A 26782-nucleotide genomic window follows, 5' to 3' on the forward strand; every position below is an offset into this window, starting at 1 on the left:
GGGGTGCCTGGAACATTGCGCAAGGGCGGCAACCCGTTACGCGCGGCAATGTTAGGCAAGGCGGGAGGGCGCCCTGCGAAGGATGCGTGGCGGCGCTGCCGCCCGTGGGTGTAAGGGGGCCCACCCATGTCCGACCATGACCGACGCGTTCGCCCGCCGCTGAGCGGCGAGGCTTCCCCCGCCGATCCCGCGCCCGCCGACCGGGAGGCCACCAATCGGGAGGCCGCGCGGCGCCCGGCGCGCCCGGCACGTCCCCGCCGCCGCTGGCTGCGCCGCCTGGTCGGCGCCGTGGTGACGCTGGGGCTGATCGGCGTCGTGGGCGGCGGCATCGCCGCCTATGGCGTGTACCGCAACGCCGCGGCCGACCTGCCGGAGCACCAGTGGCTGGCGGACTACCAGCCGCCGCAGATGAGCCGCATCTACGCCGCCGATTCCCGGCTGATGGCCGAGCTGGCGCTGGAGCGGCGGGTCTTCATCCCGATCCACGCCATCCCGCCCCTGCTGCAACAGGCCTTCATCTCGGCCGAGGACCAGAACTTCCGCTCGCATGGCGGCGTCGACATGCTTGCCGTGCTGCGGGCGGCCGTGACCAACGTGGAGCAGATGGGCACGGGGCGGCGGGCCGTCGGCGCCTCCACCATCACCCAGCAGGTCGCCAAGAACATGCTGGTGGGCAACGACCGCACGATGATGCGCAAGGTGCGCGAGGCCATCCTCGCCCAGCGCATCGAGGCGGCGATGCCCAAGGACCGCATCCTGGAGATCTACCTCAACGAGATCTTCCTCGGCTCGCAGTCCTACGGCGTCGGCTCCGCGGCCTGGAACTACTTCAGTAAGGGGCTGGACGAGCTGAGCGTGGCGGAGATGGCCTTCCTCGCCGCCCTGCCCAAGGCGCCCAACAACTACAACCCGGTGCGCTACCCCGAGGCCGCGAAGGCCCGGCGCGACTGGGTGATCGACCGCATGGCCGAGGACGGGGCCATCACCCAGGCCCAGGCGGAGCAGGCGAAGCGCGAGCCGATCCGGCCGCAGAACCGCGCCCGGCCGGACGTCGTGGCGGTCGGCCAGTACTTCACCGAGGAGGTGCGGCGCGACCTCGTCGCCCGCTTCGGCGCCGAGCAGACGACCATGGGCGGCCTCGTTGTCCGCACCTCCCTGGACGTGTCGCTGCAGGAGACGACGGAGAAGGCCCTGCGCGAGGGGCTAACGGCCTATGATCGCCGCCGCGGCGGCTGGCGCGGCCCGGTGGCGCAGATCCCGGCCGCCGCCTCCGAATGGATGCCGGCGCTGGAGGCGGTGCAGCGCCCCGCGGGCATGCTGCCGGACTGGCGGCTGGCCGTGGCGCTGGAGGTGCGCGACCGCGAGGCCCGGCTCGCCTGGCTGGAGCGGCCGGCCGGGAACGGCGCCGCGCAGCCGCGCCAGGGCACGCTGGGCTTCGACGCGGTGCAGGGCTGGGCCCGGCCGGTGTCGCGGGAGGGGCGCCTGGGCGCCGCGCCGCGCCGCATGGCGGACGTGCTCAAGCCCGGCGACGTGGTGATGGTGGAGGCGCCGGGCGAGGCCGGCGGTCCGAACGCGCGGCCCCACCTGGCGCTGCGCCAGATCCCGCTGGTGGAGGGCGCGATCGTCGCGCTCGACCCCTCCACCGGCCGCGTGCTGGCCATGGCAGGCGGCTTCTCCTTCGACAAGTCCGTCTTCAACCGGGCGACCCAGGCGATGCGCCAGCCCGGCTCCTCCTTCAAGCCCTTCGTCTACCTGCCGGCGCTGGAGATGGGCATCCCGCCCAACCAGCAGTTGCTCGACGCGCCGATCGAGATCATGACGCCCCAGGGCCTCTGGCGCCCGGGCAACTACAGCCGCAACACCAATGGCTGGGTGACCATGCGCACGGCGCTGGAGAAGTCGCTCAACCTCGTCACCGTGCGGCTGGCGCAGGAGGTGGGGATCGACAAGGTGGCCGACACCGCCGCCCGCTTCGGCGTCATCCCCAACATGCCGCGCGTGCTGGCCATGGCGCTGGGCGCCGGCGAGACGACGGTGCTGCGCATGGCCGCCGGCTACGCGGCCTTCGTCAACGGCGGCCGCTTCGTCGAGCCGACGCTGATCGACAGCGTGCAGGACCGGCTGGGCCATGTCGTCTGGCGCAGCCAGGCGCGGCGCTGCGAGGGTTGCGAGGCGGACCTCGCCGCCGGCCCGCCGCAGCTGACGGACGAGCGCCGCCAGATCACCGACCCGATCGCCGCCTACCAGATGGTCCAGCTGCTGAAGGGCGTGGTGGACCGCGGCACCGGCACCGCCGCGGGCAAGGGGCTGAACCGTCCCATCGCCGGCAAGACGGGCACCACCAACGACTACCACGACAACTGGTTCGTCGGCTTCACCCCGGACATCGTCATCGCCGTCTGGGTCGGATTCGACGACCCGCGCACCCTGGGCGACGGCGAGACGGGCGGCGGCAACGCCGCGCCGATCTTCCACGACGTGCTGGAGGCGGCGCTGAAGGACAGCCCGCCGGTCCCCTTCCGCGCGCCGCCGGGCGTGGCCCTGGTCCGGACCACGGTGGGCGGTGGCCAGACCATCCTGGAGGCCTTCCGGCCGGGAACGGAGAACAACGCGCGCCCACCCTCCTCCGGCTATGGCGGCGGCGGCGGCGCGCCCACCGCCTCGGCCGTGGACAGCAGCCTGGGCGGGCTCTACTAGCCAACCCCCCATGCGCGCTGATGCCGAAGCCCTGAAGGGCCAGATCGAGGATTCCCTGGCGCTGCTGCGCCGCCACCTGGACTGGGACGCCGCCCGCGCCCGGCTGGCGGAGCTGGATGCCCGCGCCGAGGACCCGACCCTGTGGAACGACGCGGAGGAGGCGGGCAAGGTCATGCGCGAGCGCGGCCGCCTCTCCGACCAGATCGACGGGGTGGACCGGCTGCGGCAATCCGTCGCCGATGCGCTGGAGCTGGTCGAGCTGGCGGAGGAGGAGGGCGACGCCGCCACCGCCGATGCCGCGGTGGCCGACCTCAAGGCCCTGGCCGCCGAGGCCAAGACCCGCGAGATCGAGAGCCTGCTCTCCGGCGAGGCGGATGCGAACGACGCCTTCCTGGAGGTCAACGCCGGTGCCGGCGGCACGGAGGCCCAGGACTGGGCGGAGATGTTGCGCCGCATGTACACGCGCTGGGCGGAGAAGCGCGGCTACAAGGTGACGATCACCGAGGAGAGCGAGGGCGAGCAGGCGGGCATCAAGTCCGCCACCCTCCAGATCACCGGCCCCAACGCCTATGGCTGGCTGAAGACGGAGAGCGGGGTGCACCGGCTGGTCCGCATCAGCCCCTTCGACGCGGCGGCGCGGCGGCAGACCTCCTTCGCCTCGGTCTACGTGTATCCGGTGATCGACGACCGGATCGAAATCGAGATCAACCCGGCCGACCTGAAGACGGACACCTTCCGCGCCTCGGGCGCCGGCGGGCAGCACGTGAACAAGACGGAATCCGGCGTGCGCTTCACCCACATGCCCACGGGCATCGTGGTGGCCTCGACCCAGGACCGCTCGCAGCACCGCAACCGCGCCATCGCCATGGATATGCTGCGCGCCCGGCTCTACGAGCTGGAGCTGTCCAAGCGGGAGGCCATCTCCGCCGGGATCGAGGCGGGCAAGACGGATATCGGCTGGGGCCACCAGATCCGATCCTACGTCCTGCAGCCGTACCAGATGGTGAAGGACCTCCGCACCAGCGTGGAGAAGGGTAACCCGGCGGCGGTGCTCGACGGCGACCTCGACGAGTTCATGGCCGCCGCCCTGGCGCAGCGCGTCGGCGGCACCCGCTCCGAGGCCAGCGCCTCCGCGCAGTAGTGCGGGCGCTCCGCCTCCTCGCCGTGGCCGCGGCCCTGCTGCTGGCGGCGGGGGAACTCGCCCGGCGCGGCACCGCCATCGTCCCGCTGGGGCTGGACGACCTCGCCGTGGCGGCCCTCCTCCTCTGGGCGGCCTGGGCCTCCGGCCGGCGCGGGGCGGCGCCGCTGCTGCTGGCCTGGGGCGTGTTCTGCGGCTTCGTGCTGGTGTTGCTGGCCCTGAACAGCGCCCCCCTCTTCGACGGCACGCCCAAGCCGGGCGCTTGGCGCTACACCGCCATCCTGGGCGTCATGCTGCTCCTGGGGGGCTGGGCCTGCCGGCGCGCCATGCTCCTGTTGCCAGGGGGCGCTGAACGGGCCGGTGCGCGCGGCCCCGGCGGGGGTCGGAGGGCGAGGTCCTTCGGCCGCTACAGCACCTTCTGCCAGAACAGCGCCTGACCCATGCCCGGGTCCAGGCTGTACCCCGCGAAGCCGAGGCGGGCATAGGCAGCCCGGGCGGCGGCGTTGCCCTCCAGCACCTCCAGGGTCAGCTTGCAGCAGCCGCGCTCGCGGGCCAGCCGCTCCGCCTCGGCCAGCATGCGGCCGGCCAGGCCGCGTCCCCGGAAGGCCGGGGCCACGATCACGTCGTGGATGTTCAGCAGGGGCCGGCCGGCGAAGGTGGAGAAGCCCTCGAAGAGGTTCACCAGCCCGGCAGGCTCCTCCCCCGCGAAGGCCAGGATGCCCATCGCCTGGGGCCGGCACGCCAGTGCCTCCGGCAGCCCGGCCAGCACCTCGGGCGGCAGGGGCCTGCCGCCGCCGGCCGGGTCGCGCGCATAGACGTCCATCAGCGCGACCACGGCGCGGGCGTGGACGGGGTCGCGGTAGTCCGCCCGCAGGATGGTCTCGGCCATGGGCCGGGTCAGGGCGCAGCGCCGGTCCAGTCGCTGACATGCGCGGATAGCTCCGCCCGGCGCAAAGGAGGCAGCTCGGCGGCCTGGGTGCCGACGAAGAGGAAGCCCATCAGCCGGTCCGGCTCCACCACGCCCAGCGCCCCGGCCACCTTCGGATCGAAGGCGTTGGCGCCCGACAGCCAGACGGCGCCATAGCCGCTGGCGTGCAGGGCGTTCAGCACGTTCATGGTCCCGGCGGCCACGGTGGCCATCTGCTCCCATTCCGGGATCTTGCCGGCCCTGATCCGGGCGACGACGGCGATCGTCAGCGGCGCGTTCAGGATGCGGTTGCGCTGCTTGTCGATCATCGGCGGCGTGACCTCCGGGTCGCGCGCGCGCATCGCCGCCTCGATGGTGTCGGCCCAGCGGGCACGGGCCTCGCCGCGGATCAGCACGAAGTGCCAGGGCCGCAGCCCGCCATGGTCGGGCGCCCGCAGCGCCGTCTCCAGGATGCGGTCCAGTTCCGGCCCGGTCGGCCCGGGTTCGCGCAGTTGCCCCACCGAGCGGCGGGACAGCAGCGCCTCCAGCACGCCGGCGGCGTCATGGCGGGATTCCGGACGGTCGATCGCGTTCATGGCCTGTCCTGATGGGGGCGCGGTGAAGCCGGCGCAAGCACCCACCGCCCCCGTCGCCGGCCGCAGCCGCATTCCATCCACATGTTGCGACCCATTTGCAACTTCCGGACGACGCACGGACCAGCCCGCCAGGGCCAGGGCGATCGCCGCCCCGCCATAGAGGGCCCAGGGCGGTGCCACCCCGGCAAGCGTGCCGGCGAGCAGCGGCCCGGCCCCGGCCCCGATGTCCCGCCAGGTCGCCTGCCGCGCCAGCGCCGGCACCCGGGCGGCGCCAGGGTTGGCAGCGGCCACGGCCGGGCCGGAGAGCGGCTGCAACGCGCCGCGCAGCACGATCACCAGGGCTGCCCCGGCCCAGAGCCAGCCCAGCCCCATCCCCAGCAGCCCCAGCGCCGCGCCCGAGGAGAGCAGCCAGAGCATCCGGGACGCGCCGAAGCGATCGGCCAGCCGGCCGCCCGGCGGGCCGAGCACGATCTCGGCGGCGTAGCGGATCGCCAGGATGGACCCGACCGCGAGCGCCGCGCCCTGGGGCAGGGCGGCCGCCGCCAGCAGCGCGAAGCCGAAGCCGAACAGCCCGTCCAGCGTCAGCCCCTGCACGAAGCCGTACAGGTCCAGCCGCGACGGCAGGGCGAGGCGCGGGCCGCCCGGCCGGTGCCCGTCCGGCACCGTCGGCAGCCCCCGCGCGGCCGCCAGCCCGCCCAGCGAGAGGACGCCCAGCACCAGGAAGGTGCTGCGCGGCCCGAACTCCTGCGCCACCCAGGCGCCGCCGACGAGGCCCAGCACGGAAGCCGCGGCGACGATCGCGCGCGCCCGCCCGGCGCGCAGCGACGCACCCTCCCGCACCGCGGTCGGCAGCGCCTGGTTGGCGATGTTCAGCGCGGCGAAGGCCAGGCCCCAGAGCAGTCGCGCCGCCAGCAGCCCCCAGAGGCCGGACAGGATCGCATAGCCGAAGGCGGCGAGCACGGCGGCCCCCGCCGCAAGGGTGCAGGCCGCCCGCGGCCCCCGCCGGGCATAGAAACCCGCGACCTGGCTGTATCCGGCGATGCGGACCAGCCGGTTCGCGGCCAGCAGCACCCCGGCCTCGGACAGGGTGACGCCGAACTCCGCCGCGTGCAGCGGCAGCAGGAGGTAGAGCACCACATCCGCCGGCAGGCCGGCCGCCAGGGTGAGGGCGGCGTATCGCGCGGCGCGGTCGGACTCCGCCGGCGTCACCGGGCCAAGCCGACGGCTGGTGCCACGGGCCGCGGCGCGACGCCCCTCCCCGCCCCGGGCGAAGCCAGGCGGATGGGGGAAGCGTCAGGGTCGGGGCTATGCACGGGTCCACTCCGCCCGAAAGCCCGGAAGCGGCCACGAGACCACGCCGGACCTCCAGAATTCGTCCGGATGACATTCTCGCCCCATGGGAGCAGGACGGCAAGCCAGGGCGGCGCGGAGCGGGCTCCCTATGGCCGGGCCGGTTCGGCGATCGCCGCACGGCGGGGCCGCCACTCCGGGCTGAGGCCGCACCCGCTCCGGGGTGCCAGCACGCCGCAAGCCCCCGGCCGGCTCATACCGGCGACGGGATGACTTGACCCGTTGTGCTGTCGTGTTCCGGCGTTGGACCGGGAGGGGACGCCGTCCCCTCCCAGACCCTCCCCTGCCGGGGCCACAAGCGGGCCCCGGTCCCCGCTGGGAGTTGGTTCTACGCGGTGGGTGTCAGCCTGCGGGCTCAACCCTGACGAAACGCGGACAGGCGGGACGCTGAAAGAAACATCAAAGGCGTCAGCGAGTGCTGCGGCCGTACCCGCCGAGGAGCATGGCTCCTCGGCGCTGTGACCCCGTGTCCGGCTGTCCCGCGGCAGCGCCAAATGGGTCCAGGGCCCGCAGGGTCCTGGCGGAGTGGGGGTACGGGGGCGAGGCAGAGCCTTGCCCCCGGGGAACGGGCACTACGCCGGCACGGATCAGGGCATCGCGCCGTCCGTATCACTCCGCCGCTGCGGCGGCCGTCACGGGATGCGGCGCCTCGCGCCGGCGCCAGCGGTCGAGGGCGAGGAAGGTGACGGGGGTGATGTAGAGCGTCAGCACCTGGGAGACGAGCAGGCCGCCGATGATGGTCACGCCCAGGGGCTGGCGCATTTCCGCGCCCGTGCCGAAGCCGATGGCCAGCGGCACCGCGCCCAGCATGGCCGCCAGGGTGGTCATCAGGATCGGCCGGAAGCGTTCGCGGCAGGCGGCCAAGATGGCGGCTTCCCCGCCTATCCCGTGCAGGCGCTCGTGTTCCAGCGCGAAGTCCACCAGCATGATGCCGTTCTTCTTCACGATGCCCATCAGCAGGATCACCCCGATCAGCGCGATCACGCTGAAGGGCAGGCCCGTGGCCAGCAGGGCGAGCAGCGCGCCAAGCCCCGCGGTGGGCAGGGTGGAGAGGATGGTCAGCGGGTGGATGAAGCTCTCGTAGAGCACGCCGAGCACGATGTAGATCACCAGCAGCGCCGCCAGGATCAGCAGCGGCTGGTCGCGGTTGAAGTCCTGGAAGGCGGCCGCGCCGCCGCCGAACTGCGCGCGGATGGTCGCCGGCAGCATCGCGTCCCTCTCCGCCTGCTGCACCAGCGCCGTCGCCTGGCCGATGGAGACGCCCTCGCCCAGGTTGAAGGTGATGGTGGTGGCGGGGAACTGGCCGCGATGGGTGACGCGCAGCGGCGCGACGTCGCGCTCCACCCGCGCCACGGCCCCCAGCGGCACCTGGGTGCCGTCGCGTCCGGGCAGGAAGACGCGGTCCAGCTGCGCCATGTCCTGCTGCAGGGCCGGGTCGATCTCCAGCACCACGCGGTACTGGTTGCGCGCGCCGTAGAGGGTGGAGACCTGCCGCTGCGAGAAGGCGTTGTTGAAGGCGGCGCTGATCGCCTCCATCCCCACCCCCAGCCGCGCCGCCGCGTCGCGGTCGATCACCACGCGGCTGACCAGCCCCGCCCGCTCCTGGTCGGAGGAGACGTCGGTGAGGCCGGGCACGCGCCGCAGCGCCTCGACCATGGTGTTGGTCCATTCGCGCAGCTCCTCCAGATCCGTGCCGAGCAGCACGTAGGAGGTGTTGGCGTTGCCCTGCCGCCCGCCGATGCGGATGTCCTGCTGCGCCCAGAGGTAGGTCGCCATGCCCGGCACGGCGAGCAGCGGGCGGCGCAGCCGGTTGATTACCTGCTGCGCCGAGGCGTCGCGCTCCCCCCGCGGCTTGAGCGCGATGCTCATCTGCCCGGAATTGGTGCCGCCGCCGCCGAAGCCGCCGCCGATCTGGCCGCTGACGTTCAGCACCGCCGGGTCGGCGCGGACGATGCGCATCGCCGCCTCCTGCAGCCGGACCATGGTGGCGAAGGAGGTGTCCGGCGCCGCCTGGGTCACGCCGCCGAGCAGATCGATGTCCTGCTCCGGGAAGAAGCCCTTGGGCACGACCATGTAGAGCCAGACGGTCAGGCCGATGAGCGCCAGGCTGGCCAGCAGCACCAGCCGACGCCAGCGCAGCGCCACCGCCAGGGAGCGCATGTAGCCCCGCACCAGCGCGCCCATCGCCGCCTCGAAGCCGCGGCCGAAGCGGCCGGGCGGGCGTTCCGGCCCCGGCCGCGCCAGGTGGGCCGCGATGGTGGGCGTCACCGTCAGCGCCAGCACGGCGGAGACGAGCACGGCGACCGAGAGGGTGACGGAGAACTCCCGGAACATCCGCCCGACGATGCCGCCCATGGCCAGCAGCGGGATGAAGACGGCGACCAGGGAGAGGGTGATGGAGACGATGGTGAAGCCGATCTGCCGCGCCCCTTCCATCGCCGCCTCGAAGGGGGGCATGCCGCGCTCGCGCAGGCGGGCCATGTTCTCGATCATCACGATGGCGTCGTCCACCACGAAGCCGACCGAGACGATCAGCGCCATCAGCGAGAAGTTGTTCAGCGAGTAGCCCAGCAGCCAGATGACGAACAGCGTCGCCAGCAGGGAGAGCGGCACGGTCACGCTGGCCGCCAGCATCGGCCCCAGGCGGCGCAGGAACAGCGCGACCACCCCGATGACCAGGGCGATGCTGACCAGCAGGCTCAGCTCCACCTCCTCGACGCTGGCACGGATGGTGCCGGATCGGTCGGTCAGCGTCTCGATCCGCACGCCGCCGGGCACCCAGCGCTCCAGCTGCGGCAGGGCGGCGCGGATGCCGTCCACCACCTCGATGACGTTGGCATCCGCCTGCTTGTAGACCAGCAGCAGGATGGAGGGCTGGCCGTTGAACCACCCGGCCTGGCGGCGCGAGCGGGTGGCGTCCGTCACCTCCGCCACCTGGGACAGGCGTACGATCCGCCCGTCCGTGGTCTTGACCACCAGCGGCGCGTACTCGGCCGCCGTGTTCAGCCGGTCGTTGACGGAAAGGCTGATGGACTGGCCCGGCGTCTCGATGCTGCCGACCGGCTGGGTGACGTTGGCCGCGGCGATGGCGCCGCGGATGTCGTCCAGCGCGATGCCGGCCGCGGCCGCCGCGTCCGGGTCGACGGCGACGCGCACGGCGGGCTGGTCGGCGCCCCCCACCTGCACCTGCGCCACGCCCGGCACCTGCGACAGGCGCTGCGCCACGATGCTGTCCGCCACGTCGTAGAGCGCGGTGCGGGTCAGGGTGGCGGAGGTCATCGCCAGGCTCAGCACCGGCGCGTCGGCGGGGTTCACCTTGCGCACCGTGGGCGGGTTGGGCATGCCGGAGGGAAGGTCCTGCCGCGCCGCGTTGACCGCCGCCTGCACGTCGCGCGCCACGTCCGCCTGGGTGCGCGACAGGTCGAACTGCAGCACGATGTTGCCGCTGCCGCTGCCGGCGTTGGACGTCATCTCCGTCAGGCCGCCGATGGCGCCCAGGTGCCGTTCCAGCGGCGCGATCACGGTCGCGGCCAGCGTCTCCGGATTGGCGCCGGGCTGGTTCACGCTGACGAAGATGGTCGGCAGGTCCACCCGCGGCATGGAGGAGATCGGCAGGTCGCGCAGCGCCACCAGCCCCGCCATGGCCAGCCCCGCCGCCAGCAGCAGCGTGGCGATCGGCCGGCGCAGGAAGGGGGCGGAGATCGAGAACATCCGGCCCCGCCCCTACTCGGCCGCCGGCAGCGCCGCGCGCGGGTCCTGCCGCGTCCAGTGCCGGACGGCCCAGCCCCGCACCGCCTCCAGCGCCAGGTAGACCGCGGGGGTGGTGAAGAGCGTCACGAGCTGGCTGAGCAGCAGCCCGCCGACGATGGACACGCCCAGCGGCAGGCGCAGCTCCGACCCCGTGCCGGATTGCAGCACCAGCGGCAGGGCGCCGAGCAGGGCGGCGGCGGTGGTCATCATGATCGGGCGGAAGCGCAGCAGCGCCGCCTCGCGGATCGCCTCGCGCGGGGTCATGCCGTGGTCGCGCTGCGCCTCCAGGGCGAAGTCGATCATCATGATCGCGTTCTTCTTGACGATGCCCATCAGCAGGATGATGCCGATCATCCCCACCACCGACAGGTCCAGCCCCCACAGCTCCAGCGCCAGCAGCGCCCCGATCCCCGCGGAGGGCAGGGTGGAGAGGATGGTGATCGGGTGGATCAGGCTCTCGTAGAGCACGCCGAGCACGATGTAGATCACCACCACCGCGGCCAGGATCAGCCAGGGCTGGCCGGCCAGCGAGCTCTGGAACTCCGCCGCGTCGCCCGCGAAGCGGGTGGCGATGGTCTCCGGCAGGCCGATCTCCCGCGCCGCGGCGTCCACCGCCGCCACCGCCTCGCCCAGCGACATGCCCTGGTCCAGGTTGAAGCTGATCGTCACCGCCGGGAACTGGTTCTCCCGCGTCACCAGCAGCGGGCCGCGGGTGCGGGTGAAGGTGGCGATCTCCCCCAGCGGCACCTGCGCCCCGCCGGTGGCGGAGACGTGCACCTGCCCGATCGCGGTGGGGTCGGTGCGGATGCGGTCGGACGCCTCCAGCACCACGCGGTACTGGTTGCTCTGCCCGTAGATGGTGGAGATCTGGCGCTGGCCGAAGGCGTTGTACAGTGCGTTGTCCACCGCCTGGATCGTCACGCCCAGCCGCGCCGCCTTGTCGCGGTTGACGGCGATGGCCAGGCGCAGCCCCTCCTCCCGCTGGTCGGTCGCCACGTCGCGCAACCCGGGCGTGGCGCGCAGCCGCGCCAGCAGCCGCGGCGCCCAGGTGGAGAGCTCGGCCGGATCCGGGTCGGTCATCACCAGCTGGTACTGGGTGTTGCTGGCCCGGGCGCTGATCTGGATGTCCTGCACCGCCAGCGGGTAGGCTTCGACTCCCGCGATGGCCTCCAGCCGCGGCGTCAGCCGGGCGATCACCGCCTGGGCGTCGGCGTCGCGCTCCGCGCGCGGGCGCAGCACGGCGGTGATGCGGCCGGTGTTCTGCGCGGGGTTCAGCGCCCCGGCCCCGGCCACCGCGGTCACCGCCGCCACCGCCGGGTCGGCACGCACCACCTCCGCCACCCGCTGCTGCAGCTCGGCGGAGCGGGCGAAGGACGCGTCCTGCGGCACCTCGGTCGCGATCTGGATCAGGCCCGTATCCTGCATGGGCAGGAAGCCCTTGGGCATGACGAGGTAGAGCCAGGCGGTCAGCGCCACGGTCAGCCCGGTGGCGAGCAGGGTCAGCGCCTGGTGCCGCATGGTCACCGCCAGCGCCCGGCCATAGGCGAGGCGCAGCCGCTCGAACCCCGCCTCGAACCGCCGCGACACCCAGCCCGGCCGGTGCCCGGCGCGCAGCAGCAGGGCGCAGAGCATCGGGGTGAGGGTGAGGGAGACGACCATGGAGACCAGCACGGTCGCGGTCAGGGTCTCGGCGAACTCGCGGAACAGCCGGCCCACCACGCCCTCCATGAAGAGCAGCGGGATGAAGACCGCGATCAGCGACAGGGTCAGCGAGATGATGGTGAAGGCGATCTGGCGCGAGCCCTCGTAGGCGGCGGCGAGCGGCCGCTCCCCCTTCTCGATCAGCCGGACGATGTTCTCGATCATCACGATGGCGTCGTCCACGACGAAGCCGGTCGCGATGGTCAGCGCCATCAGCGAGAGGTTGTCGAGCGAGTAGCCCATCGCCGACATGATGCCGAAGGTGCCGACGATGGAGAGCGGCAGGGAGATGGCGGGCACCAGCGTCGCCCGGCCGCTGCCCAGGAACAGCCAGATCACCCCCACCACCAGCGCCACCGCCAGCACCAGGGTCAGCTGCACCTCGTGCACCGAGGCGCGGATGGTCTCGGTGCGGTCGGCCACCACCTGCAGCGTCGCGGCCGGCGGGATGGCGGCCTTGAGCTGCGGCAGCAGCGCCTGGATGCGCTCCACCGTCTCCACGATGTTCGCCCCCGACTGGCGCTGCACGTCCAGCAGCACGGCGGGGCGGCCGTTGAACCAGGCGCCGTTGCGCTCGTTCTCCAGCGCCTCCACCGCCTCGCCCACGTCGCGCAGCCGCACGGGGGCGTCGTTCTGCCAGGCGATGATGACGTCGCCGAAGGCCTCGGGGGTGGAGATCTGGTCGTTGGCCAGGATCTGCGCGGCCTGGCGCGGCCCGTCGAGCGAGCCCTTGGGCGAGTTCTGGTTGGCCGCGACGATGGCCGTGCGCACCGCCTCCAGCCCGATGCCGTAGGCCGCGAGGCGCTGCGGGTCGACGCGCAGCCGCACCGCCGGGCGCATGTTGCCCTGCACGGTGACGCGCCCCACCCCCGTGGCCTGGGACAGCTTCTGCGCCAGCAGCGTGTCGGCGAGGTCGGACAGCCGCATGATCGGCAGGCTGTCGGAGGTCAGCGCCAGGGTGAGGATCGGCGGGTCGGCCGGGTTCACCTTGGAATAGACGGGCGGATAGGGCAGCGAGGAGGGCAGCGTGCCGCGCGCCGCGTCCAGCGCCGCCTGCACGTCCTGCGACGCCTCGTCCAGGCTCTTGTCCAGGCGGAACTGCAGGGTGATGCGGCTGACGCCCGGCCCGCTGACCGAGGACATGGTCTGCAGGCCCGCGATCTGCGCGAACTGCCGCTCCAGCGGCGCCGCGATCAGCACGGCGGCGGTATCGGGCGAGGCGCCGGGAAGCTGGGTCGAGACCTCGATGGTGGGGAAATCCACCTGCGGCAGGGCGGAGACCGGCAGGCGCAGGTAGCCGAGGATGCCCGCCAGCAGCACCGCGACCGAGAGCAGCGTGGTCGCGACCGGCCGGGCGATGAAGGGGGCGGAGACGTTCACCGCACCGCCTCGGCCGAGGCGCCGGCGGCCTGCCGCCGCGGGCGGGCGGGCGGGCCGGCCTCGGACGCCACGCCCGGCGCCGGCGGGTTCTGCACCATGGGCGAGCCCGGGGGGGGCGAGCCCGGGGGGGGCGAGCCCGGGGGGGGCGGGGCCGCGGGGGGCGGGGCCGCGGGATCGGGCCGCGACGGGGGGGCGCCGCGCGGGCCGGGGGGGGTGCCCACCGTCACGGCGCTGCCCGCGTTCAGGCGCAGCCCGCCCGAGGTCACCACCCGCTCGCCCGGCCGCAGCCCGTCGCGGATGGCGGCCTCGCTCTGCGTCGCGGCACCCAGGACCAGCGGCCGCTGCTCGACGGTGCTGTCGGCCTTCACGACGAAGGCATAGGGGCCGGAGGGTCCCTGCTGCACGGCGACCAGCGGGACCACCGTGGCGCCGCGCAGCGTCTCCACCCCCAGGCGCAGGCTGACGAAGGCACCGGGCCAGAGCTGCGTGTCCTCGTTGGGGAAGACGGCCTTCACCTTCACCGTGCCCGTGGTCTGGTCCACCTGGTTGTCCACGGTCAGCACCGTGCCGCGCAGGACGGCGCGGGCGGCACTCCCCTCCGCGGCCGCCCCCGGCATGGCGCTCCCCGCTCCGGTGTTCCCCGATCCGGCGTTCCCCGATCCGGCGTTCCCTTGCGCGGCGGCGCGCGGCCCGGCCCGGCCCTGGCCAGGCACCGGGTCGGGCAGGGTGGCGACCTCGACCGGACCGGCCGCCATGGCGCGGCGCAGCCGGGGCAGCTCGCCCTGCGGGATGGGGAAGGTGACGCCGATCGGGCGGAGCTGGGTGACGGTGACGATGCCGCCGCTGTCGCCGGCGCCGACCAGGTTGCCCGGATCGACCAGGCGCAGACCGACCCGCCCGTCGATCGGCGAGCGGATGGTGGCGTAGTCGAGCTGGGCCTTCGCGTTGTCGATGGCGGCCTGGTCCTGCGCCACCTGCGCCTCGTACATGGCGACCTGGGCGCGCTGGGTGTCGACCTGCTGCCGCGTCACGCCCGAAGACGCCTGGAGGCCCTGGTAGCGGGTCAGGTCCAGCCGGGCATTGGCGAGCTGCGCCTGGTCGTAGGCCTGCTTGGCCCGCGCCTGCGCCAGGGCGGCGGCATAGGTGCGGTCGTCGATCCGGGCCAGGACGTCGCCCGCCTTCACCTCCTGCCCCTCGCGGAACAGCACCTCGGTCAGCGTGCCGCTCACCTGGGAGCGGACGGTGATGGTGTTCAGCGCCTGCACGGTGCCCAGCGCGTCGATCGTCAACAGCAGGTCGCGCGTCTCGGCCGTGGCCACCGTCACCGGCACCGCCTGGCCGCCGGGCCCGCCAGGGCCGCGCCGGCCGCCAGGCCCCCCTGGGCCGCGCGGCCCGGCGGGGGCGGCGCCATCGGCGGTGGCGGTCGTCGCCGCCTGGCGCTGGTGCCAGACATACCAGCCGGCCCCGGCGCCGATGGCCAGGACGCCGAGCACGGGGAGCAGGAGTCGGGTGCGGGCCATCACGGGTTCCAGGCGAAGCGCCGGCCGGCGGGACGCAGCCGGCAGGCGGAGGCGCATATGGGGAGGGTGGGCCGCCGGCGCGCGGGGCCGCCCGGCCGGCGCCGGGCCGGCGGCTGGCGGGCGTTCATGGCTGCCACCCGCCCCCCAGGGCGCGGAACAGCCCGACCGCCGCCTGCAGCCGGGCGAGGCGGGCCTGGACCAGGGCGGTGCGGGTGCTGAACAGGCTCTGCTGCACGTTCAGCAGGGTGATCAGGGTGATGGTGCCCGCCTGCAGCTGCGCCTCGGCGATGGCATAGGCGCGCTCGGCCCGGGCGGCGGCCTCGCGGCGCAGCTCCTCCTGGGCGGCGGTCTCGCGGGTGGCGACCAGCGCGTCCTCCACGTCCGACAGCGCCTGCACGATGGCGGCGCGGTAGGCGGCCACCAGCTCCTCCGCCTGGGCCTCGCTCAGCGCGACGCGGCCGCGCAGGGCGCCGCCGTCGAAGATCGTCTGCGCCAGGCTGGCGACCAGCGAGTAGACCTGCGCCTCCGGGCGCAGCAGCGTGCCCAGCAGCGCCGACTGCACCCCGCCCTGGACACCGAGCACGATGCTGGGCAGCAGCGCGGCGCGGGCGGCGGCGATGTTCGCATTGGCGCCGGCCAGGTCGGCCTCGGCCGCCAGCACGTCCGGACGGCGGACCAGCAGATCGGCGGGCTGGCCCGGCGCGGCGGCGGGGATGCGCAGCCGGTCGAAGCGGTCCGGCTGCGGCTCCAGGGCCGCCGGCAGGGCCGCAGGGGGGCGGCCGGTCAGCACCGCCAGGGCGTTGATGCCCTGCTGCGCCGTCTGGCGCAGGGAGGGGAGCGCCGCCTCCTGCTGCGCCACCACCGTCTCCTGCTGGGCGAGGTCGAGGCCGGTGGCGATGCCGAAGCCCACCTGCTGGCGGATCACCGCCAGGACGCGGCGCGCGGCGCGCAGGTTCTCCTCCTGCACGCGCAGCTGCGCCTGCGCCGCCAGCACCTCGAACAGGGTGTTGGCGACCGAGGCCTGGGTGGTCAGGCGCAGGGTGATGGCATCGTAGCGGGTCGCCCGCGCCGAAAGCTCCGCCGACTGGGTCAGGGAGCGGTTGCGGCCCCAGAAATCCACCTCGTAGCTGGCGGCGAGGCTGGCGGCATAGGCGGAGCTGGTGCGGTCGCCCCGGCCGGCGACCTGGCGCTGGGTGGCGGAGCTGTCGAGCGTGACGGTCGGCAGCAGCGCCGAGCCGGTGATGCGGACCTGCGCGTCCGCCTGCCGCACCCGCGCCGCCGCGGCGGCGAGGTCGAGGTTGTCCGCCATGGCGGCGGCCATCAGCGCGTCCAGCTCGGGCGAGCCGAAGCCGGACCACCATTGCGGGTCGGGCCAGCGGGCGGCCTCGCCGGTCCCCTGGCGGTAGCGGTCGGGCAGGGTCAGGCCGGAGAGCGCCGGCGCCGGCTTCGGGCCGCAGGCGGCCAGCAGGGCGAGCACGGACAGGGCCAGCCCCGCCCGGCGGTGCAGGCGGGGCGCGGCCGCATCGGGGGCGGGGATCAGGGCCGGGCGTCCCCCGCTCGTCCGCCCGGGCCAGCGGGCGGGGGCGGCACCAGCGCCGCCTGCGGCGCGGCACCAGAAGGGGCAACAGCGGGGCCGGGCGGAGGCCCCGGGGGCGGCCCGTCGTCACGCCCGCCGCGCCGGGGCCCGGGGCCGCGGGCCATGTCGTCGGCGATGCGCCGCCGGCCCTCGGGCGAGACGGCGGCCACGCCGCGCACCAGGCTGTCCTCGAAGGCGGCGCTGAAGGCAGCCCAGCCGGCGCGTCCGGCCGCCATGGCGGCGCGCATCGCGGCGGGGTCGAAAGGCTCCTGGCGGATCAGCGTCTCCAGCGCGGGACGGCTCTCGCGCATGGCGCGGCGGGCGGCCTCCCAGTCCAGGCGGCCGGTTTCCATGGCCTGGCGGAACGCCTCCGCATCCCGCGGCGAGAGGATTCGCTCGATGCGGGACTCCAGCTGGCGGATGCCGGGCCCGCCCGGCGGGCGGTCCGGCCCGTCGCGCAGCAGCAGCGCGCCCAGGACGAGGTTCAGCGCCACCGAGGCGCCCAGCGCGCCCTTCCACAGCAGCGGTGCGGTCAGGCGGATCACTCGCTCGGCTCCATCATCGCCAGGATGCGCGGTGCGCCCCAGCTCTCCTCCTGCGCCTGGGTCTGGGCCTGCAGCGGCGCCCAGCTCAGCCACAGGGCGCAGGCGGCCAGGGTCAGCAGCGCGCCGCAGCCGGCCGGCAGCACCGGCCGCAGCCAGCCCAGCAGCCCGCCGCCCCCCTGGACGATCCCCGCCTCGCCCAGGCCACCCGCCCAGGCCAGGCCGGGCCGCGTGGCGGGCACGGGCAGCGGCGCGCGGGCCACGGCGGCGGCGACCGCATGCCGCATCCGCGCCAGGGCGGCGGGATCGGCGGGGGGAAGGCTGTCGTTCAGCGCCGCATCCACCAGCGCCGCGCGCGCCTGCATGGCACGGGCCTCGGGCGAGGCGGCGAGCAGGGCGCGGGCGGCGGCGGCCTCGGCGGGCGGCCAGCGGGCGGGGTCGGCGCCATGGGTGTCGAGCAGCCGGGCAAGGTGGTCGGGTCGCATCCTCATCCCTCCTGGCCCGATCCCTTCTGGCCCGTGCCGTGCAGGCGGGCCGAGAGAAGCTGGCGGGCACGGCGCAGCAACCCCTCCAGCGCCCGGGTGGAGACGGAGAGCGCCGCCGCCGCCTCCGCCCCGCTCATCCCCTGGTCGTAGGCGAGGGCGATGGCGGCGCGCTGGCGGGCGGGCAGCCCGGCCAGGGCGGCGGCGAGGCGGGCATCGCGCTGCTTCGTGGCCAGCACCTCCTCCGGTCCCGGCTGCGGGTCGGCGACCGCCTCGGCCACCTCGTCGAGCGGGGCGGCGCCGGCGCGGCGGACCCGGTCGATCGCGAGGTTGGCGGCGATCCGGTAGAGCCAGGTGCCCACCTGCGCCCGGTCGGGGTCGAAGCGCGCCGCCTGCTGCCAGGCGCGCAGCATCGCCTCCTGCGCCACCTCCTCGGCCTCGGCGGCCCGGCCGGTGATCCGCAGCGCGATGGCATGCAGCCGGGGCAGGTGCCGCACGGCGAGCTGGTCGAAGGCCAGCCGGTCACCCTCCGCCGACCAGCGCAGCAGCGTGGCATCCGGCGCCGCGGCCCGGTCGCGGGCCAGGCGTGGGCCGGCCTGCCCGGCATCCCGCGCCAGCGCCGGGCTGGACAGGGACGGGGCACGCCAACCAGCGGCAGGGAGAAGGGCTGTGAGCATGGGCCTCGCTTCGTCCAGGCTGGTACGGACCAGCCGGGCGAATCCCACGCGGCGGCTGCGGCTTTTTTCCGGCGCGGGCGATTTCAGGGACACGCGGAGCGAGATGGGGACCGGGCACCGGCCCCGCCAGGGCGGGCAGGGCGGGGCTGCCGCGCGATGCGGGCCGCCGGCCAACCCCGCCACCCCGCCGCCGTTGAGGCATCACCCCCGACCGGAGCCCGCTTGGACACCCCCCGCACCGCGATCGTGATCTTCGGCGCCGCCGTGCGGCCGGATGGCCGCCCCAGCCTGACCCTGCGCCGGCGCGTCCTGGCGGCGGCGGAGCATGGGATGCGCCTGTCCCCGCCGCCGCTCTACCTGCCCACCGGCGGCAAGGGGCGGCACGGTCCCGCCGAGGCGGCGGTGATGACCCGCCTGCTGCAGGATCTGGGCGTCCCGCTGGACGACATCCTGACCGAGCCGACGGGGACGGACACGCTCTCCTCCGCCCGCGCCGTGGCACGGCTGCTGCGCGGCTGGCCGGGGCCGGTGCTGGTCGCCTCCTCCGGCTATCACATCCCGCGCTGCGTGCTGCTGCTGCGGCTGCTCGGCCTGCCCGCCCGGCCCGGTCCGGCGGCGCGGTCGGAGGCAGGCTTCCGGGAGTGGCGCTGGCGGGTGCGGGAGGCTCCGGCCCTGCCCTATGACGCGCTGCTAGCCGCCTGGCACCGGTTGCGGGGCGGCTGATCCCGACGGCGGGGCTGACCTGCCCTGTCATGCTGTGGTGTTCCGGCGTCGGCACCGGGAGGGGACGCCGTCCCCTCCCAGACCCTCCCCTGCCGGGGCCACAAGCGGGCCCCGGTCCCCGCTGGGAGTGGCTCGGGGCGGTGGGTGTCAGCCTCCGGGCTGAACCCTGACGGTGCGCGGACAGGCGGGACCCTGAATAACTCGTCAAAGGCGTCAGCGAGTGCGGAGGCCGTACCCGCCGAGGAGCGTGGCTCCTCGGCGCCTCGACCCCGTCGCAGGCTGTCCCGCGGTAGCACTCCCCGGGTCCAGGGTCCGCAGGATCCTGGCGGAGTGGGGGTACGGGGGCGAGGCAGCGCCTTGCCCCCGGGCCACGGGCGCACCCCGCGCCGGCACAGATCAGCGCATCGCACCGACCGGATGAGGCTGGGCGGGCGCTCTGCCTCCATTGTTACCCTGCCCACCAGCGCCACGGGCCGAACCGAGGGGAGGCAGGCGGGCGATCCGGCTCGAGGCGTGCTCCGCCCGCCGCCGCCAACCTCTCCCCACTTGCGTCGTTGACCCCATGGAAAGGCCGCTGCGGTTCCGCCACGGGTTTGGCGGGGTGGCGACGTGCCGGAGGAGGAGCCCGCGAAGATGGCCGTCGAGCCGAACGTCACCCAACACCACCCCAATGCCGGCGCCACGCCGAACCGCGCCAGCCAGGAGGCGTCGCTGGACAGCTTTCCCGCCAGCGATGCCCCGGCTCAGCGGGGCGAGACGGGGGCCCGAGCCGTGCCGCCCGCCGAGATGATGGGCGACGATGAAGTGGTGCAGGCCCCGCACGATTCGCAGCCGCTGACCTTCCACTTCGCCGAAAAGGCGAAAGCGAAGCTGGCGCTGGAAGCGGTGGTACGGGATGCACCGTTGGACCGCCGCCTTGCCACGCTAGAGGAACGCGGCGAAGGGGCCACGCTGAGCATCGACGCCCCGCCCGCCGATGCCGCGCGCGTGGCCGAACTCCTGGAGCGCGCGGGCGGCGAGAAGGGCTGACCGCCGCCTCTTCCGCGTGAGGTGAGGCCGCTTCCCCTCGGCCGCGCATCCGGTAGGCTGCCGGGAAGACCCCGGAACCGGTCGGGAGGGAAGGAAAGCATGGCCTCACGTCGCATCCTGCTGGCGGGCGGGTTGGCCTCGGCGCTCGCGGCGCCGGCGGTACGGGCCCAGGGGAGTGCGACGGCCGACTGGCCGAACCGGCCGATCCGGCTGGTTGTGCCCTTCGCGCCCGGCGGCCAGTCCGACACGGTGGCGCGCCTGCTGCAGCCTCTGGTGTCGGAACGGCTGGGCCAGACGCTGGTGATCGAGAACCGTACCGGTGCCGGCGGCGCGATCGGCGCCGGGCTGGTGGCCCAGGCGCCGGCCGATGGCTACACGCTGATGTTCGACGCGGCGTCCTTCCTGATCGTGCCCTTCGCGGTGCGGGGGCTGTCCTTCGACTACGCCACCGCCTTCACGCCGGTGGGGATGGTGGCCGAGCAGCCCTACGTCCTCGCCGTCACGCAGGACTTCCCGGCCCGGGACGTGGCGGGCTTCGTCGCCGCGGCGAAGGCGGGGCGGGAGATCAGCTACGGCTCGCCCGGCGTGGGCAGCGTCGGCCACCTGGCCGGGGCGCTGCTGGCCAGCCGTGCCGGCATCCGCCTGGAGCATGTGCCCTATCGCGGCGGCGCGGATGCGGCGCGGGACCTGGCCGCCGGGACGCTCCAGGCGGGGATCATGAGCACCAACTCCCTGGACCCGCTGTTCCAGGGCGGGCGCGCCCGGCCCCTGGCCCTGACCAGCGGCCAGCGGCGCGGCGGGCCGCCGGGCGTGCCGACCCTCGCCGAATCCGGCTATCCCGGCTTCGACATGACCAGCTGGAACGCCGTCTTCGCGCGCACCGGCACGCCGGCCCCGATCATCGCCAGGGTGGCGGAGGCGTTGAACCACGCCACCACGGACGCCGGCGTCCAGGCCGCCCTGCGCAGGATCGGCAGCGAGGCGCAGCCGGCCGATCCGGCCGCCTTCGCCGCCCGCCTGGACCGCGAGCGCGGGACCATCCGGACGATCATCGCCGAGACGGGGATCACCTTCGGATAGGCGCCCGGCCGCCGCGGACGGCGGCCGGGCGAGATCGCCGTCGGGATCAGGCCAGCAGGCTGTAGAACATCCGGACGGCGGTGATGCCCAGGAACAGCGCGAAGGCGCGCTTGAGCATCAGGGGCGGGATGGTGTGGGCCAGGTGGACGCCCCAGGGCGTGGCGAGCATCGAGCTGGGCACGATCAGCACGAAGCCGATCAGGTTGACGTAGCCCAGCGAGAGCGGCGGCAGCAGCGGGTTCCCCCAGCCGGCCCAGATGAAGCCGATGGTCGCGGGGATGGAGATGATGATCCCGAAGGCCGAGGCGGTGGCGACCGCGCTGCGGATCGGGGTGCCGAACATGTTCATCAGCGGCACGCCGACGGTGCCGCCGCCGATTCCCATCATGGCGCTGATCGCCCCGATGAAGGTGCCGATGAGCTGACGCAGGAAGCCGGTGGGGAAGGTCTCGCGCAGGCGCGAATCGACCCCGGTGAAGCCCATGTTCAGCGCCACCAGCACGGCGATGGTGGCGAAGACCGCGGTCAGCGTCGTGCCGCGCACCCAGATCGCCAGCAGCGTGCCGATCAGCACGCCGAAGGTGATGGAGGGGATCATCGCCTTGAGCAGCGGCACGTCCATCGCCCCGCGCGCATGGTGCTTGCGCGCCGACTGGATGGAGGTGGGGATGATGGTGGCCAGGCTGGTGCCCACGGCCAGCTTCATCTGCACCGCCTCGGGGATGCCGAGGGCGGGGAAGATGTTGAACAGCACCGGCACGATGACGATGCCGCCGCCGACCCCGAGCAGCCCGGCCAGGGTGCCCGAGACGAGGCCGGTCACGACCATCGCCAGGGCCAGCGCCCCCAGCCAGAGGGGGTCGTTCATGTGCTGCATGGGCGGGATGCCTCGGCCGGGTGCGGGATGTGACGCCGGGCAGTTCCCGGCGGCAGGGTCGGCGTCCTAGATTGCACGCTGCGCGGGCAGCGTCACCCCGTCCCGCCCCGGATGCCGCCGTGTCCCTGATCGCCGACCCCTGGTTCTATGCCCTGGCCGTGCCGGGTTTCCTCATCAACGGCATCAGCAAGGGCGGCTTCGCCTCGGGGGCGGGCAACGTCGCGGTGCCGCTGATGTCCATGGCGGTGCCGGCCCCCCAGGCGGCGGGAATCGCCCTGCCCGTCCTCTGCGCCATGGACGTCTCCGGCCTGCGCGCCTGGTGGGGGCAGTGGAGCCTGCGGGAGATGCGGGTCCTGCTGCCGGGCGGCGTGCTGGGCATCGTGCTGGGCACGGCGGCCTTCAACCTGCTGACGGCCAGGGGCGTCAGCCTCGCGCTGGGGGTGATCACCCTGCTCTTCCTCGGGCGCAGCCTCTGGCTGGCGATGCGGCGGGACACGCCGCCGCCGGCCCCGCCCGACCCGGCGAAGGGCTTCCTCTGGGCCACGGCCAGCGGGCTGACCAGCACCGTCGCCCATGCCGGGGGGCCGCCGCTGGCGGTGTACCTCTACCCGCTGCGGCTGGACCGGCGGATGCTGGCCGCCACCACCACCGTCTTCTTCGGGGTGATGAACTACCTGAAGCTGATCCCCTATGCGGGGATGGGGCTGCTGGACGGCACGAACCTGCTGACCAGCCTGGTGCTGCTGCCCCTGGCCCCGATCGGCGTGCAGATCGGCATCCGCCTGCACCACCGGATCAGCGACCGGGTCTTCTACAACGCGATCTACGCCTTGCTGCTGGTGACGGGGATCAAGCTGGTATGGGACGGTCTGGCATGAGGCGGGACGACGGGGTCCTGGGCATCCTGGGCGGGATGGGGCCGCTGGCCGGGGCGCAGTTCCTGGCGCGCCTCACCCTGCTCAACCCGGCGGGGCGGGACCAGGACCATGTCCCGGCCGTGCTGTGGTCCGATCCCCGCGTGCCCGACCGTACCGCCGCCCGCCTGTCCGGCGGCGAGGACCCGCTGCCCTGGCTGCTGCGCGGCCTGCGCGGGCTGGAGGCGGCGGGCTGCAGCGCCATCGCCATCCCCTGCAACACCGCCCATGGCTGGTACGCGGAGATGCAGGCCGCCACCCGCCTGCCGATCCTGCACATCATCGACGCCGCGGAGGAGGATCTGCTGCGCCAGGGCCTGGGCGGCCGGCGGGTGGGCGTGATGGGCACGGCCGGAACGCTGGCCATGCGGCTCTACCAGGATCGCCTGGGGGCGCTGGGCCACGAATGCCTGGTGCCGGAGCCGGAGGAGATGGAGCGGCTGGTCAGCCCGGGCATCGCGCTGGTCAAGGCCAATCGCGTCGCCGAGGCCCATGCCCCCCTGGCCGAGGCGGCCCGCGCCCTGGCCGCGCGCGGGGCGGAGGCGGTGGTGCTGGGCTGCACCGAGATCCCGCTGGGGATCGCCGCCGGGCCGGGGCTGCCCTTCCCCGTGGTGGACACGATCGACGCGCTGGCCCGGGCGGCGCTGCGCTGGGCGGGACGGGGCTGAGGGCATTCCGCCAGGGCGGCGGACGGGCGGGCAATGTCGTGCCGGGGGCGATCCCGGCGGAAACGGGATGGCTGGATCGTGCCCGCCCTCAGGGGGGCGGCGAGGCAGGGGCTGCCAGGGCCTATGAATCCCTGGCTTGCGGATTCCGGGCGGGCGGAGACGGAAGGAAGGCGGCGGGCCGCGCCGTCAGTCGCACTCGCAGCCGTTGGTCGGGCCGGTATCGGCGCGGATGACGTGATGGTCCACCCACTCCGCCACCAGCCGCTGCGCCTCGCTCACCGAGGCTTCGGGATGGTGGATGCGGTACAGGGCGGTGCAGGCGCGGAAGGAGGACAGGTCGTCGTTCCCCCCCTCGCGCAGCTCGCGATAGGCCGTGACGACGGCGCGCTCGCAGCGCCGTGCGATGTAGCTGAAGTCGTGGCCCATTCCCATCTCCGCATGCGATCCAATTGAGAATCGCTCGCAATGTGTGGCCCATACTAGGGTCACATGAATGGCCGTTCAAGTATCGAAGTGCCCCGTTACCGACCCTGCCGACCGGTGGATGCCGCGGCGCCCCGGCACCGGGGGAAGCCCGCCGCGCCACGCGGATGGGGCGGCCGGCGATCCGGTCAGCCCGCCGCGACGGCCTCGGCCAGGGCCCGGCCCAGATCGGCGGTGCCCGCCTGGCCGCCCAGGTCGCGGGTGCGCGGCCCGCCCTCGCCCAGCAGCTTCTCGATGGCGGCCAGGATGGCGGCCGCGGCCTCCGCCTCGCCCAGGTGCTCCAGCATCATCGCACCCGACCAGATCTGGCCGATCGGGTTGCAGATGCCCTTGCCGGCGATGTCGGGGGCGGAGCCGTGCACCGGCTCGAACATCGAGGGGTGCTTCTTCTCCGGGTTGATGTTGGCGCTGGGCGCGATGCCGATGGAGCCCGCCACCGCCGGGCCGAGGTCGGAGAGGATGTCGCCGAACAGGTTCGACCCCACCACCACGTCGAACCAGTCCGGATGCTGCACGAACTGCGCGCAGAGGATGTCGATGTGGAACTGGTCCGTCGTCACCTCCGGGTACTGCGCCTTCATCGCCGCGAAGCGCTCGTCCCAGAAGGGCATGGTGAAGGTGATGCCGTTGGACTTGGTGGCGCTGGTCACCTTCTTCCGGGGACGCTTCATCGCCAGCTCGAAGGCATAGCGCATCACCCGGTCCACGCCGTGGCGGGTGAAGACGCTCTCCTGGGTCACGAACTCCCGCTCCGTGCCCGCGAACATGCGGCCGCCGGAGGAGCTGTACTCGCCCTCGGTGTTCTCGCGCACCACGACGAAGTCGATCTCGGCCGGGGTGCGGCCGGCCAGCGGCGTGCGCACCCCCGGCATCAGCCGGCAGGGGCGCAACGAGATGTACTGGTCGAACTCCCGCCGCATCGGGATCAGCAGGCCCCAGAGCGAGACGTGGTCCGGCACGTCCGGCCAGCCCACCGCGCCCAGGAAGACGCTGTCCGCCTCGCGCAGCCGGTCCAGCCCGTCCGCCGGCATCATCGCGCCGGTGGTGCGGTAGCGGTCGCAGGACCAGTCGTATTCCGTGCAGTCCAGCGTGAAGCCGAAGCGCCTCCCGGCGGCCTCCAGCACGCGCAGCCCCTCCGGCACGGTCTCCTTGCCGATGCCGTCCCCGGGGATGACGGCGATGCGGTGGGTGCGGGTCATGGGCACGTCCTGGGGCTTCCTCGGAAGGGGCGCAGGGTGGCCGGGGGGCCGCGGCCCGGCAAGCCCACCCGGCAGCCCATTTGGGCCGTTCGGTTGCGGCGCCCCACCGGGCTCGCTAGAGCGGACGGGCCCCGGGCAGCCCCGCCCGAAGCGCCGCGGGCCGGGCGCGCCCGCGCCGGAGGACCCGTCCCGGGCCGGCGGCCCAATTTTGTCGGAGGCACCCCGATGCCGGACCTTCCCCCGCCACGCCGCTATGACGAGGCCAGCCTGGCCCGGCCCCGCCCCCGGCGCCGCGGGCCGGCCGCGATGGCGCTGAAGGGCGTCCGCATCCTGGTCTTCGGCGTGCTGACCTTCGTCCTGACCCTGGCCGAGGAGGTCGCGGACATCCTGGCGCCCGTGGTCCTGCTGCTCGGGCTGGCCTGGTGGGCGGCGCTGCACCTGCTCGGCGGCCTGATCACCGAGCCGGCGCTGCAGCCCATCCTGCGCGAGCTGCCGGACCGGCTGCAGGCCGCCGGGTATGAGTTCACCCCCTCCGGCATGATCCGCGACGGCCTCCTGCTGGTCGCGGTGGTGGCCGCCTGCCGCACCCTGAACGGCATCATCGCCAAGGAGACCTGAACCGGGACCTGCCAGCCGGCCGGCGTCTCCGCCAGCGGCGGAACCGGAGCCCTCAGCCCCGTCCTTCCCGCGGCAGCGGGGCGAAGCACAGGCCGCGCTCCTGCAAGCCGGCCAGCAGCGGCTCCAGGATACCGGCGAAGGGTTCGCGGCGGGATCGCACGCCCCAGTGCATCAGCAGCACCTCGCCGTCGCGGATGGCGGAGAGGTTCCTCGCCAGCAGGGCACGGTTGGGGGAGCGGTCGCTGTCCAGCTCGTCGCCCAGGAAGCCGTTCGCCGTCCAGCCCTGGTGCCGCAGGCCGCAGGCCCGGGCCAGGGCGAGCGCGTTGGGCGTGGTCCGGCCGCCGGGCGCCCGCCAGAGCGGCAGCACCACCGCCTCCGGCACCATGGCCTTCAGCCGCTCGACCGGCCGGCGCAGCTCCGCGCAGAGCGCGGCCCCGTCCAGCACCTCCGCCCCCTCCCCCGCGCGGCGGGAGGCGTAGCGGACCCGGCCCGGCCCCGGATCGCCGGAGAAGTACCAGTGCCGCCAGGTATGGCTGGCGAAGACGTGGCCCTCCGCCGCCCGCGCCCGCCAGAAGGGGGCCCAGGAATCATCCAGGGTGCGATCGCCGCGGAAGGTCGGCTCGTCGGCGACGAAGAGGGTGGCGCGGACCTGCCGACGGCGCAGGATCGCTGCGATCTCCTCCGCCTCGCGCGACCAGCCGGTGTCGATGGTGAGGTAGATGGTGCCACGGCAGGCGAGAAGCTGGGCGAGAGCCGGGGTGGAGAGGGCCGGGACGGCGAGGGGCGCCGCCAGCGCCGCGAGCAGGGCGCGCCGGCCGCAACCGGCGGCGCCCTTCGGGAAGGCGTCTGCGCCGCCCATGCTGCCCCGGCCGTGC

At 74.3% G+C, this 26782-nt stretch carries 22 protein-coding genes; 9 read left to right on the forward strand and 13 right to left on the reverse strand.

Translation table 11 applies throughout. From position 1 onward, the window contains the following. The first annotated feature begins 126 nt into the window (after positions 1-126). Genes LPC08_RS17685 through LPC08_RS17695 form a run of 3 tightly spaced genes read left to right on the forward strand, consistent with a single transcriptional unit; the run spans position 127 to position 4272 of the window. Positions 127-2697, forward strand: coding sequence for a penicillin-binding protein 1A (locus LPC08_RS17685; protein ID WP_230449549.1), 2571 nt, complete (start codon positions 127-129; stop codon positions 2695-2697). A gap of 10 nt (positions 2698-2707) precedes the next feature. Continuing rightward, positions 2708-3838, forward strand: a complete 1131-nt coding sequence (gene prfB, locus LPC08_RS17690; RefSeq protein ID WP_230449550.1) for a peptide chain release factor 2 — start codon at positions 2708-2710, stop codon at positions 3836-3838. After that, the gene (locus LPC08_RS17695) at positions 3838-4272 is read left to right on the forward strand and encodes a hypothetical protein (protein ID WP_230449551.1); all 435 of its coding nucleotides are present in this window, start codon (positions 3838-3840) and stop codon (positions 4270-4272) included. The genes prfB and LPC08_RS17695 overlap by 1 nt, the downstream gene beginning before the upstream one ends. Here the strand turns inward: LPC08_RS17695 and LPC08_RS17700 are convergent. From LPC08_RS17700 to LPC08_RS17740, 9 genes are all read right to left on the reverse strand, one after another. Further along, complete coding sequence (locus LPC08_RS17700; RefSeq protein ID WP_230449552.1) at positions 4242-4724, reverse strand: GNAT family N-acetyltransferase; 483 nt, start codon at positions 4722-4724, stop codon at positions 4242-4244. The two genes, LPC08_RS17695 and LPC08_RS17700, sit on opposite strands and share 31 nt — an antisense overlap. Positions 4725-4732: 8 nt before the next feature. Next, entirely contained in the window at positions 4733-6547 is a 1815-nt protein-coding gene (locus LPC08_RS17705; RefSeq protein ID WP_230449553.1) for a nitroreductase family protein, read from the reverse strand. A gap of 750 nt (positions 6548-7297) precedes the next feature. Next, positions 7298-10399, reverse strand: a complete 3102-nt coding sequence (locus tag LPC08_RS17710) for an efflux RND transporter permease subunit (protein ID WP_230449554.1) — start codon at positions 10397-10399, stop codon at positions 7298-7300. A 12-nt stretch (positions 10400-10411) separates the two neighbouring features. Then, positions 10412-13519, reverse strand: coding sequence for an efflux RND transporter permease subunit (locus tag LPC08_RS17715; protein WP_230449555.1), 3108 nt, complete (start codon positions 13517-13519; stop codon positions 10412-10414). Then, complete coding sequence (locus tag LPC08_RS17720; RefSeq protein WP_230449556.1) at positions 13516-15039, reverse strand: efflux RND transporter periplasmic adaptor subunit; 1524 nt, start codon at positions 15037-15039, stop codon at positions 13516-13518. The genes LPC08_RS17715 and LPC08_RS17720 overlap by 4 nt, the downstream gene beginning before the upstream one ends. Positions 15040-15163: 124 nt before the next feature. Further along, on the reverse strand, positions 15164-16516 hold the full coding sequence (locus tag LPC08_RS17725) for an efflux transporter outer membrane subunit (protein WP_230449557.1): 1353 nt from the start codon (positions 16514-16516) through the stop codon (positions 15164-15166). Between the two features lie 59 nt (positions 16517-16575). Continuing rightward, positions 16576-17160, reverse strand: a complete 585-nt coding sequence (locus LPC08_RS17730; protein WP_230449558.1) for a periplasmic heavy metal sensor — start codon at positions 17158-17160, stop codon at positions 16576-16578. After that, positions 17157-17642, reverse strand: a complete 486-nt coding sequence (locus tag LPC08_RS17735) for a hypothetical protein (RefSeq protein ID WP_230449559.1) — start codon at positions 17640-17642, stop codon at positions 17157-17159. The genes LPC08_RS17730 and LPC08_RS17735 overlap by 4 nt, the downstream gene beginning before the upstream one ends. 2 nt (positions 17643-17644) lie before the next feature. Further along, positions 17645-18316: a sigma-70 family RNA polymerase sigma factor gene (locus LPC08_RS17740; protein WP_230449560.1), complete on the reverse strand. Its 672-nt coding sequence runs from the start codon at positions 18314-18316 to the stop codon at positions 17645-17647. A gap of 222 nt (positions 18317-18538) precedes the next feature. Here LPC08_RS17740 and LPC08_RS17745 point away from each other — a divergent pair, with 222 nt between their 5' ends. The 3 genes from LPC08_RS17745 (at position 18539) to LPC08_RS17755 (ending at position 21148) form a co-directional block, all read left to right on the forward strand. Next, positions 18539-19039, forward strand: a complete 501-nt coding sequence (locus tag LPC08_RS17745) for a YdcF family protein (protein WP_230449561.1) — start codon at positions 18539-18541, stop codon at positions 19037-19039. 633 nt (positions 19040-19672) lie between these two features. Continuing rightward, positions 19673-20068 carry a hypothetical protein gene (locus tag LPC08_RS17750; RefSeq protein ID WP_230449562.1) on the forward strand — a complete coding sequence of 132 codons (396 nt, stop codon included), beginning with the start codon at positions 19673-19675 and terminating at the stop codon, positions 20066-20068. 99 nt (positions 20069-20167) lie between these two features. Then, positions 20168-21148 (forward strand): Bug family tripartite tricarboxylate transporter substrate binding protein, encoded by a 981-nt coding sequence (locus tag LPC08_RS17755; protein ID WP_230449563.1) that lies wholly within the window; start codon positions 20168-20170, stop codon positions 21146-21148. Between the two features lie 46 nt (positions 21149-21194). Here the strand turns inward: LPC08_RS17755 and LPC08_RS17760 are convergent, their stop codons facing one another. After that, the gene (locus tag LPC08_RS17760; protein WP_230449564.1) at positions 21195-22016 is read right to left on the reverse strand and encodes a sulfite exporter TauE/SafE family protein; all 822 of its coding nucleotides are present in this window, start codon (positions 22014-22016) and stop codon (positions 21195-21197) included. 128 nt (positions 22017-22144) lie between these two features. Between LPC08_RS17760 and LPC08_RS17765 the strand changes: the two genes are divergently transcribed. Both LPC08_RS17765 and cuyB read left to right on the forward strand, forming a co-directional pair. Next, positions 22145-22903, forward strand: a complete 759-nt coding sequence (locus LPC08_RS17765) for a sulfite exporter TauE/SafE family protein (RefSeq protein WP_230449565.1) — start codon at positions 22145-22147, stop codon at positions 22901-22903. Further along, positions 22900-23607 (forward strand): cysteate racemase, encoded by a 708-nt coding sequence (cuyB, locus tag LPC08_RS17770; RefSeq protein ID WP_230449566.1) that lies wholly within the window; start codon positions 22900-22902, stop codon positions 23605-23607. Before LPC08_RS17765 ends, cuyB begins: the two co-directional genes overlap by 4 nt. Positions 23608-23793: 186 nt before the next feature. On the opposite strand, the gene LPC08_RS17775 is transcribed toward cuyB, so the two are convergent. Both LPC08_RS17775 and LPC08_RS17780 read right to left on the reverse strand, forming a co-directional pair. Further along, positions 23794-24033, reverse strand: coding sequence for a hypothetical protein (locus LPC08_RS17775; RefSeq protein ID WP_230449567.1), 240 nt, complete (start codon positions 24031-24033; stop codon positions 23794-23796). Between the two features lie 185 nt (positions 24034-24218). Further along, entirely contained in the window at positions 24219-25289 is a 1071-nt protein-coding gene (locus tag LPC08_RS17780) for a tartrate dehydrogenase (protein WP_230449568.1), read from the reverse strand. A 225-nt stretch (positions 25290-25514) separates the two neighbouring features. On the opposite strand from LPC08_RS17780, the gene LPC08_RS17785 reads away from it, so the two are divergent. Beyond that, positions 25515-25907, forward strand: a complete 393-nt coding sequence (locus LPC08_RS17785) for a hypothetical protein (RefSeq protein ID WP_230449569.1) — start codon at positions 25515-25517, stop codon at positions 25905-25907. A gap of 52 nt (positions 25908-25959) precedes the next feature. Here LPC08_RS17785 and LPC08_RS17790 read toward each other — a convergent pair whose 3' ends face one another. Next, positions 25960-26766, reverse strand: coding sequence for a polysaccharide deacetylase family protein (locus LPC08_RS17790; protein WP_230449570.1), 807 nt, complete (start codon positions 26764-26766; stop codon positions 25960-25962). Positions 26767-26782: the final 16 nt, after the last annotated feature.

This window comes from Roseomonas sp. OT10, assembly GCF_020991085.1.
In the GTDB taxonomy this organism is placed as follows: domain Bacteria; phylum Pseudomonadota; class Alphaproteobacteria; order Acetobacterales; family Acetobacteraceae; genus Roseomonas; species Roseomonas cutis.

Excerpts from the sequence above, each read along its gene's own strand:
- LPC08_RS17685 (WP_230449549.1), top strand. The coding sequence starts at position 127 with ATGTCCGACCATGACCGACGCGTTCGCCCGCCGCTGAGCGGCGAGGCT.
- prfB (WP_230449550.1), top strand. The coding sequence starts at position 2,708 with ATGCGCGCTGATGCCGAAGCCCTGAAGGGCCAGATCGAGGATTCCCTG.
- LPC08_RS17700 (WP_230449552.1), bottom strand. The coding sequence starts at position 4,724 with ATGGCCGAGACCATCCTGCGGGCGGACTACCGCGACCCCGTCCACGCC.
- LPC08_RS17710 (WP_230449554.1), bottom strand. The coding sequence starts at position 10,399 with ATGTTCTCGATCTCCGCCCCCTTCCTGCGCCGGCCGATCGCCACGCTG.
- LPC08_RS17720 (WP_230449556.1), bottom strand. The coding sequence starts at position 15,039 with ATGGCCCGCACCCGACTCCTGCTCCCCGTGCTCGGCGTCCTGGCCATC.
- LPC08_RS17735 (WP_230449559.1), bottom strand. The coding sequence starts at position 17,642 with ATGCGACCCGACCACCTTGCCCGGCTGCTCGACACCCATGGCGCCGAC.
- LPC08_RS17740 (WP_230449560.1), bottom strand. The coding sequence starts at position 18,316 with ATGCTCACAGCCCTTCTCCCTGCCGCTGGTTGGCGTGCCCCGTCCCTG.
- LPC08_RS17750 (WP_230449562.1), top strand. The coding sequence starts at position 19,673 with ATGGCCGTCGAGCCGAACGTCACCCAACACCACCCCAATGCCGGCGCC.
- LPC08_RS17755 (WP_230449563.1), top strand. The coding sequence starts at position 20,168 with ATGGCCTCACGTCGCATCCTGCTGGCGGGCGGGTTGGCCTCGGCGCTC.
- LPC08_RS17760 (WP_230449564.1), bottom strand. The coding sequence starts at position 22,016 with ATGAACGACCCCCTCTGGCTGGGGGCGCTGGCCCTGGCGATGGTCGTG.
- cuyB (WP_230449566.1), top strand. The coding sequence starts at position 22,900 with ATGAGGCGGGACGACGGGGTCCTGGGCATCCTGGGCGGGATGGGGCCG.
- LPC08_RS17775 (WP_230449567.1), bottom strand. The coding sequence starts at position 24,033 with ATGGGCCACGACTTCAGCTACATCGCACGGCGCTGCGAGCGCGCCGTC.
- LPC08_RS17780 (WP_230449568.1), bottom strand. The coding sequence starts at position 25,289 with ATGACCCGCACCCACCGCATCGCCGTCATCCCCGGGGACGGCATCGGC.
- LPC08_RS17785 (WP_230449569.1), top strand. The coding sequence starts at position 25,515 with ATGCCGGACCTTCCCCCGCCACGCCGCTATGACGAGGCCAGCCTGGCC.
- LPC08_RS17790 (WP_230449570.1), bottom strand. The coding sequence starts at position 26,766 with ATGGGCGGCGCAGACGCCTTCCCGAAGGGCGCCGCCGGTTGCGGCCGG.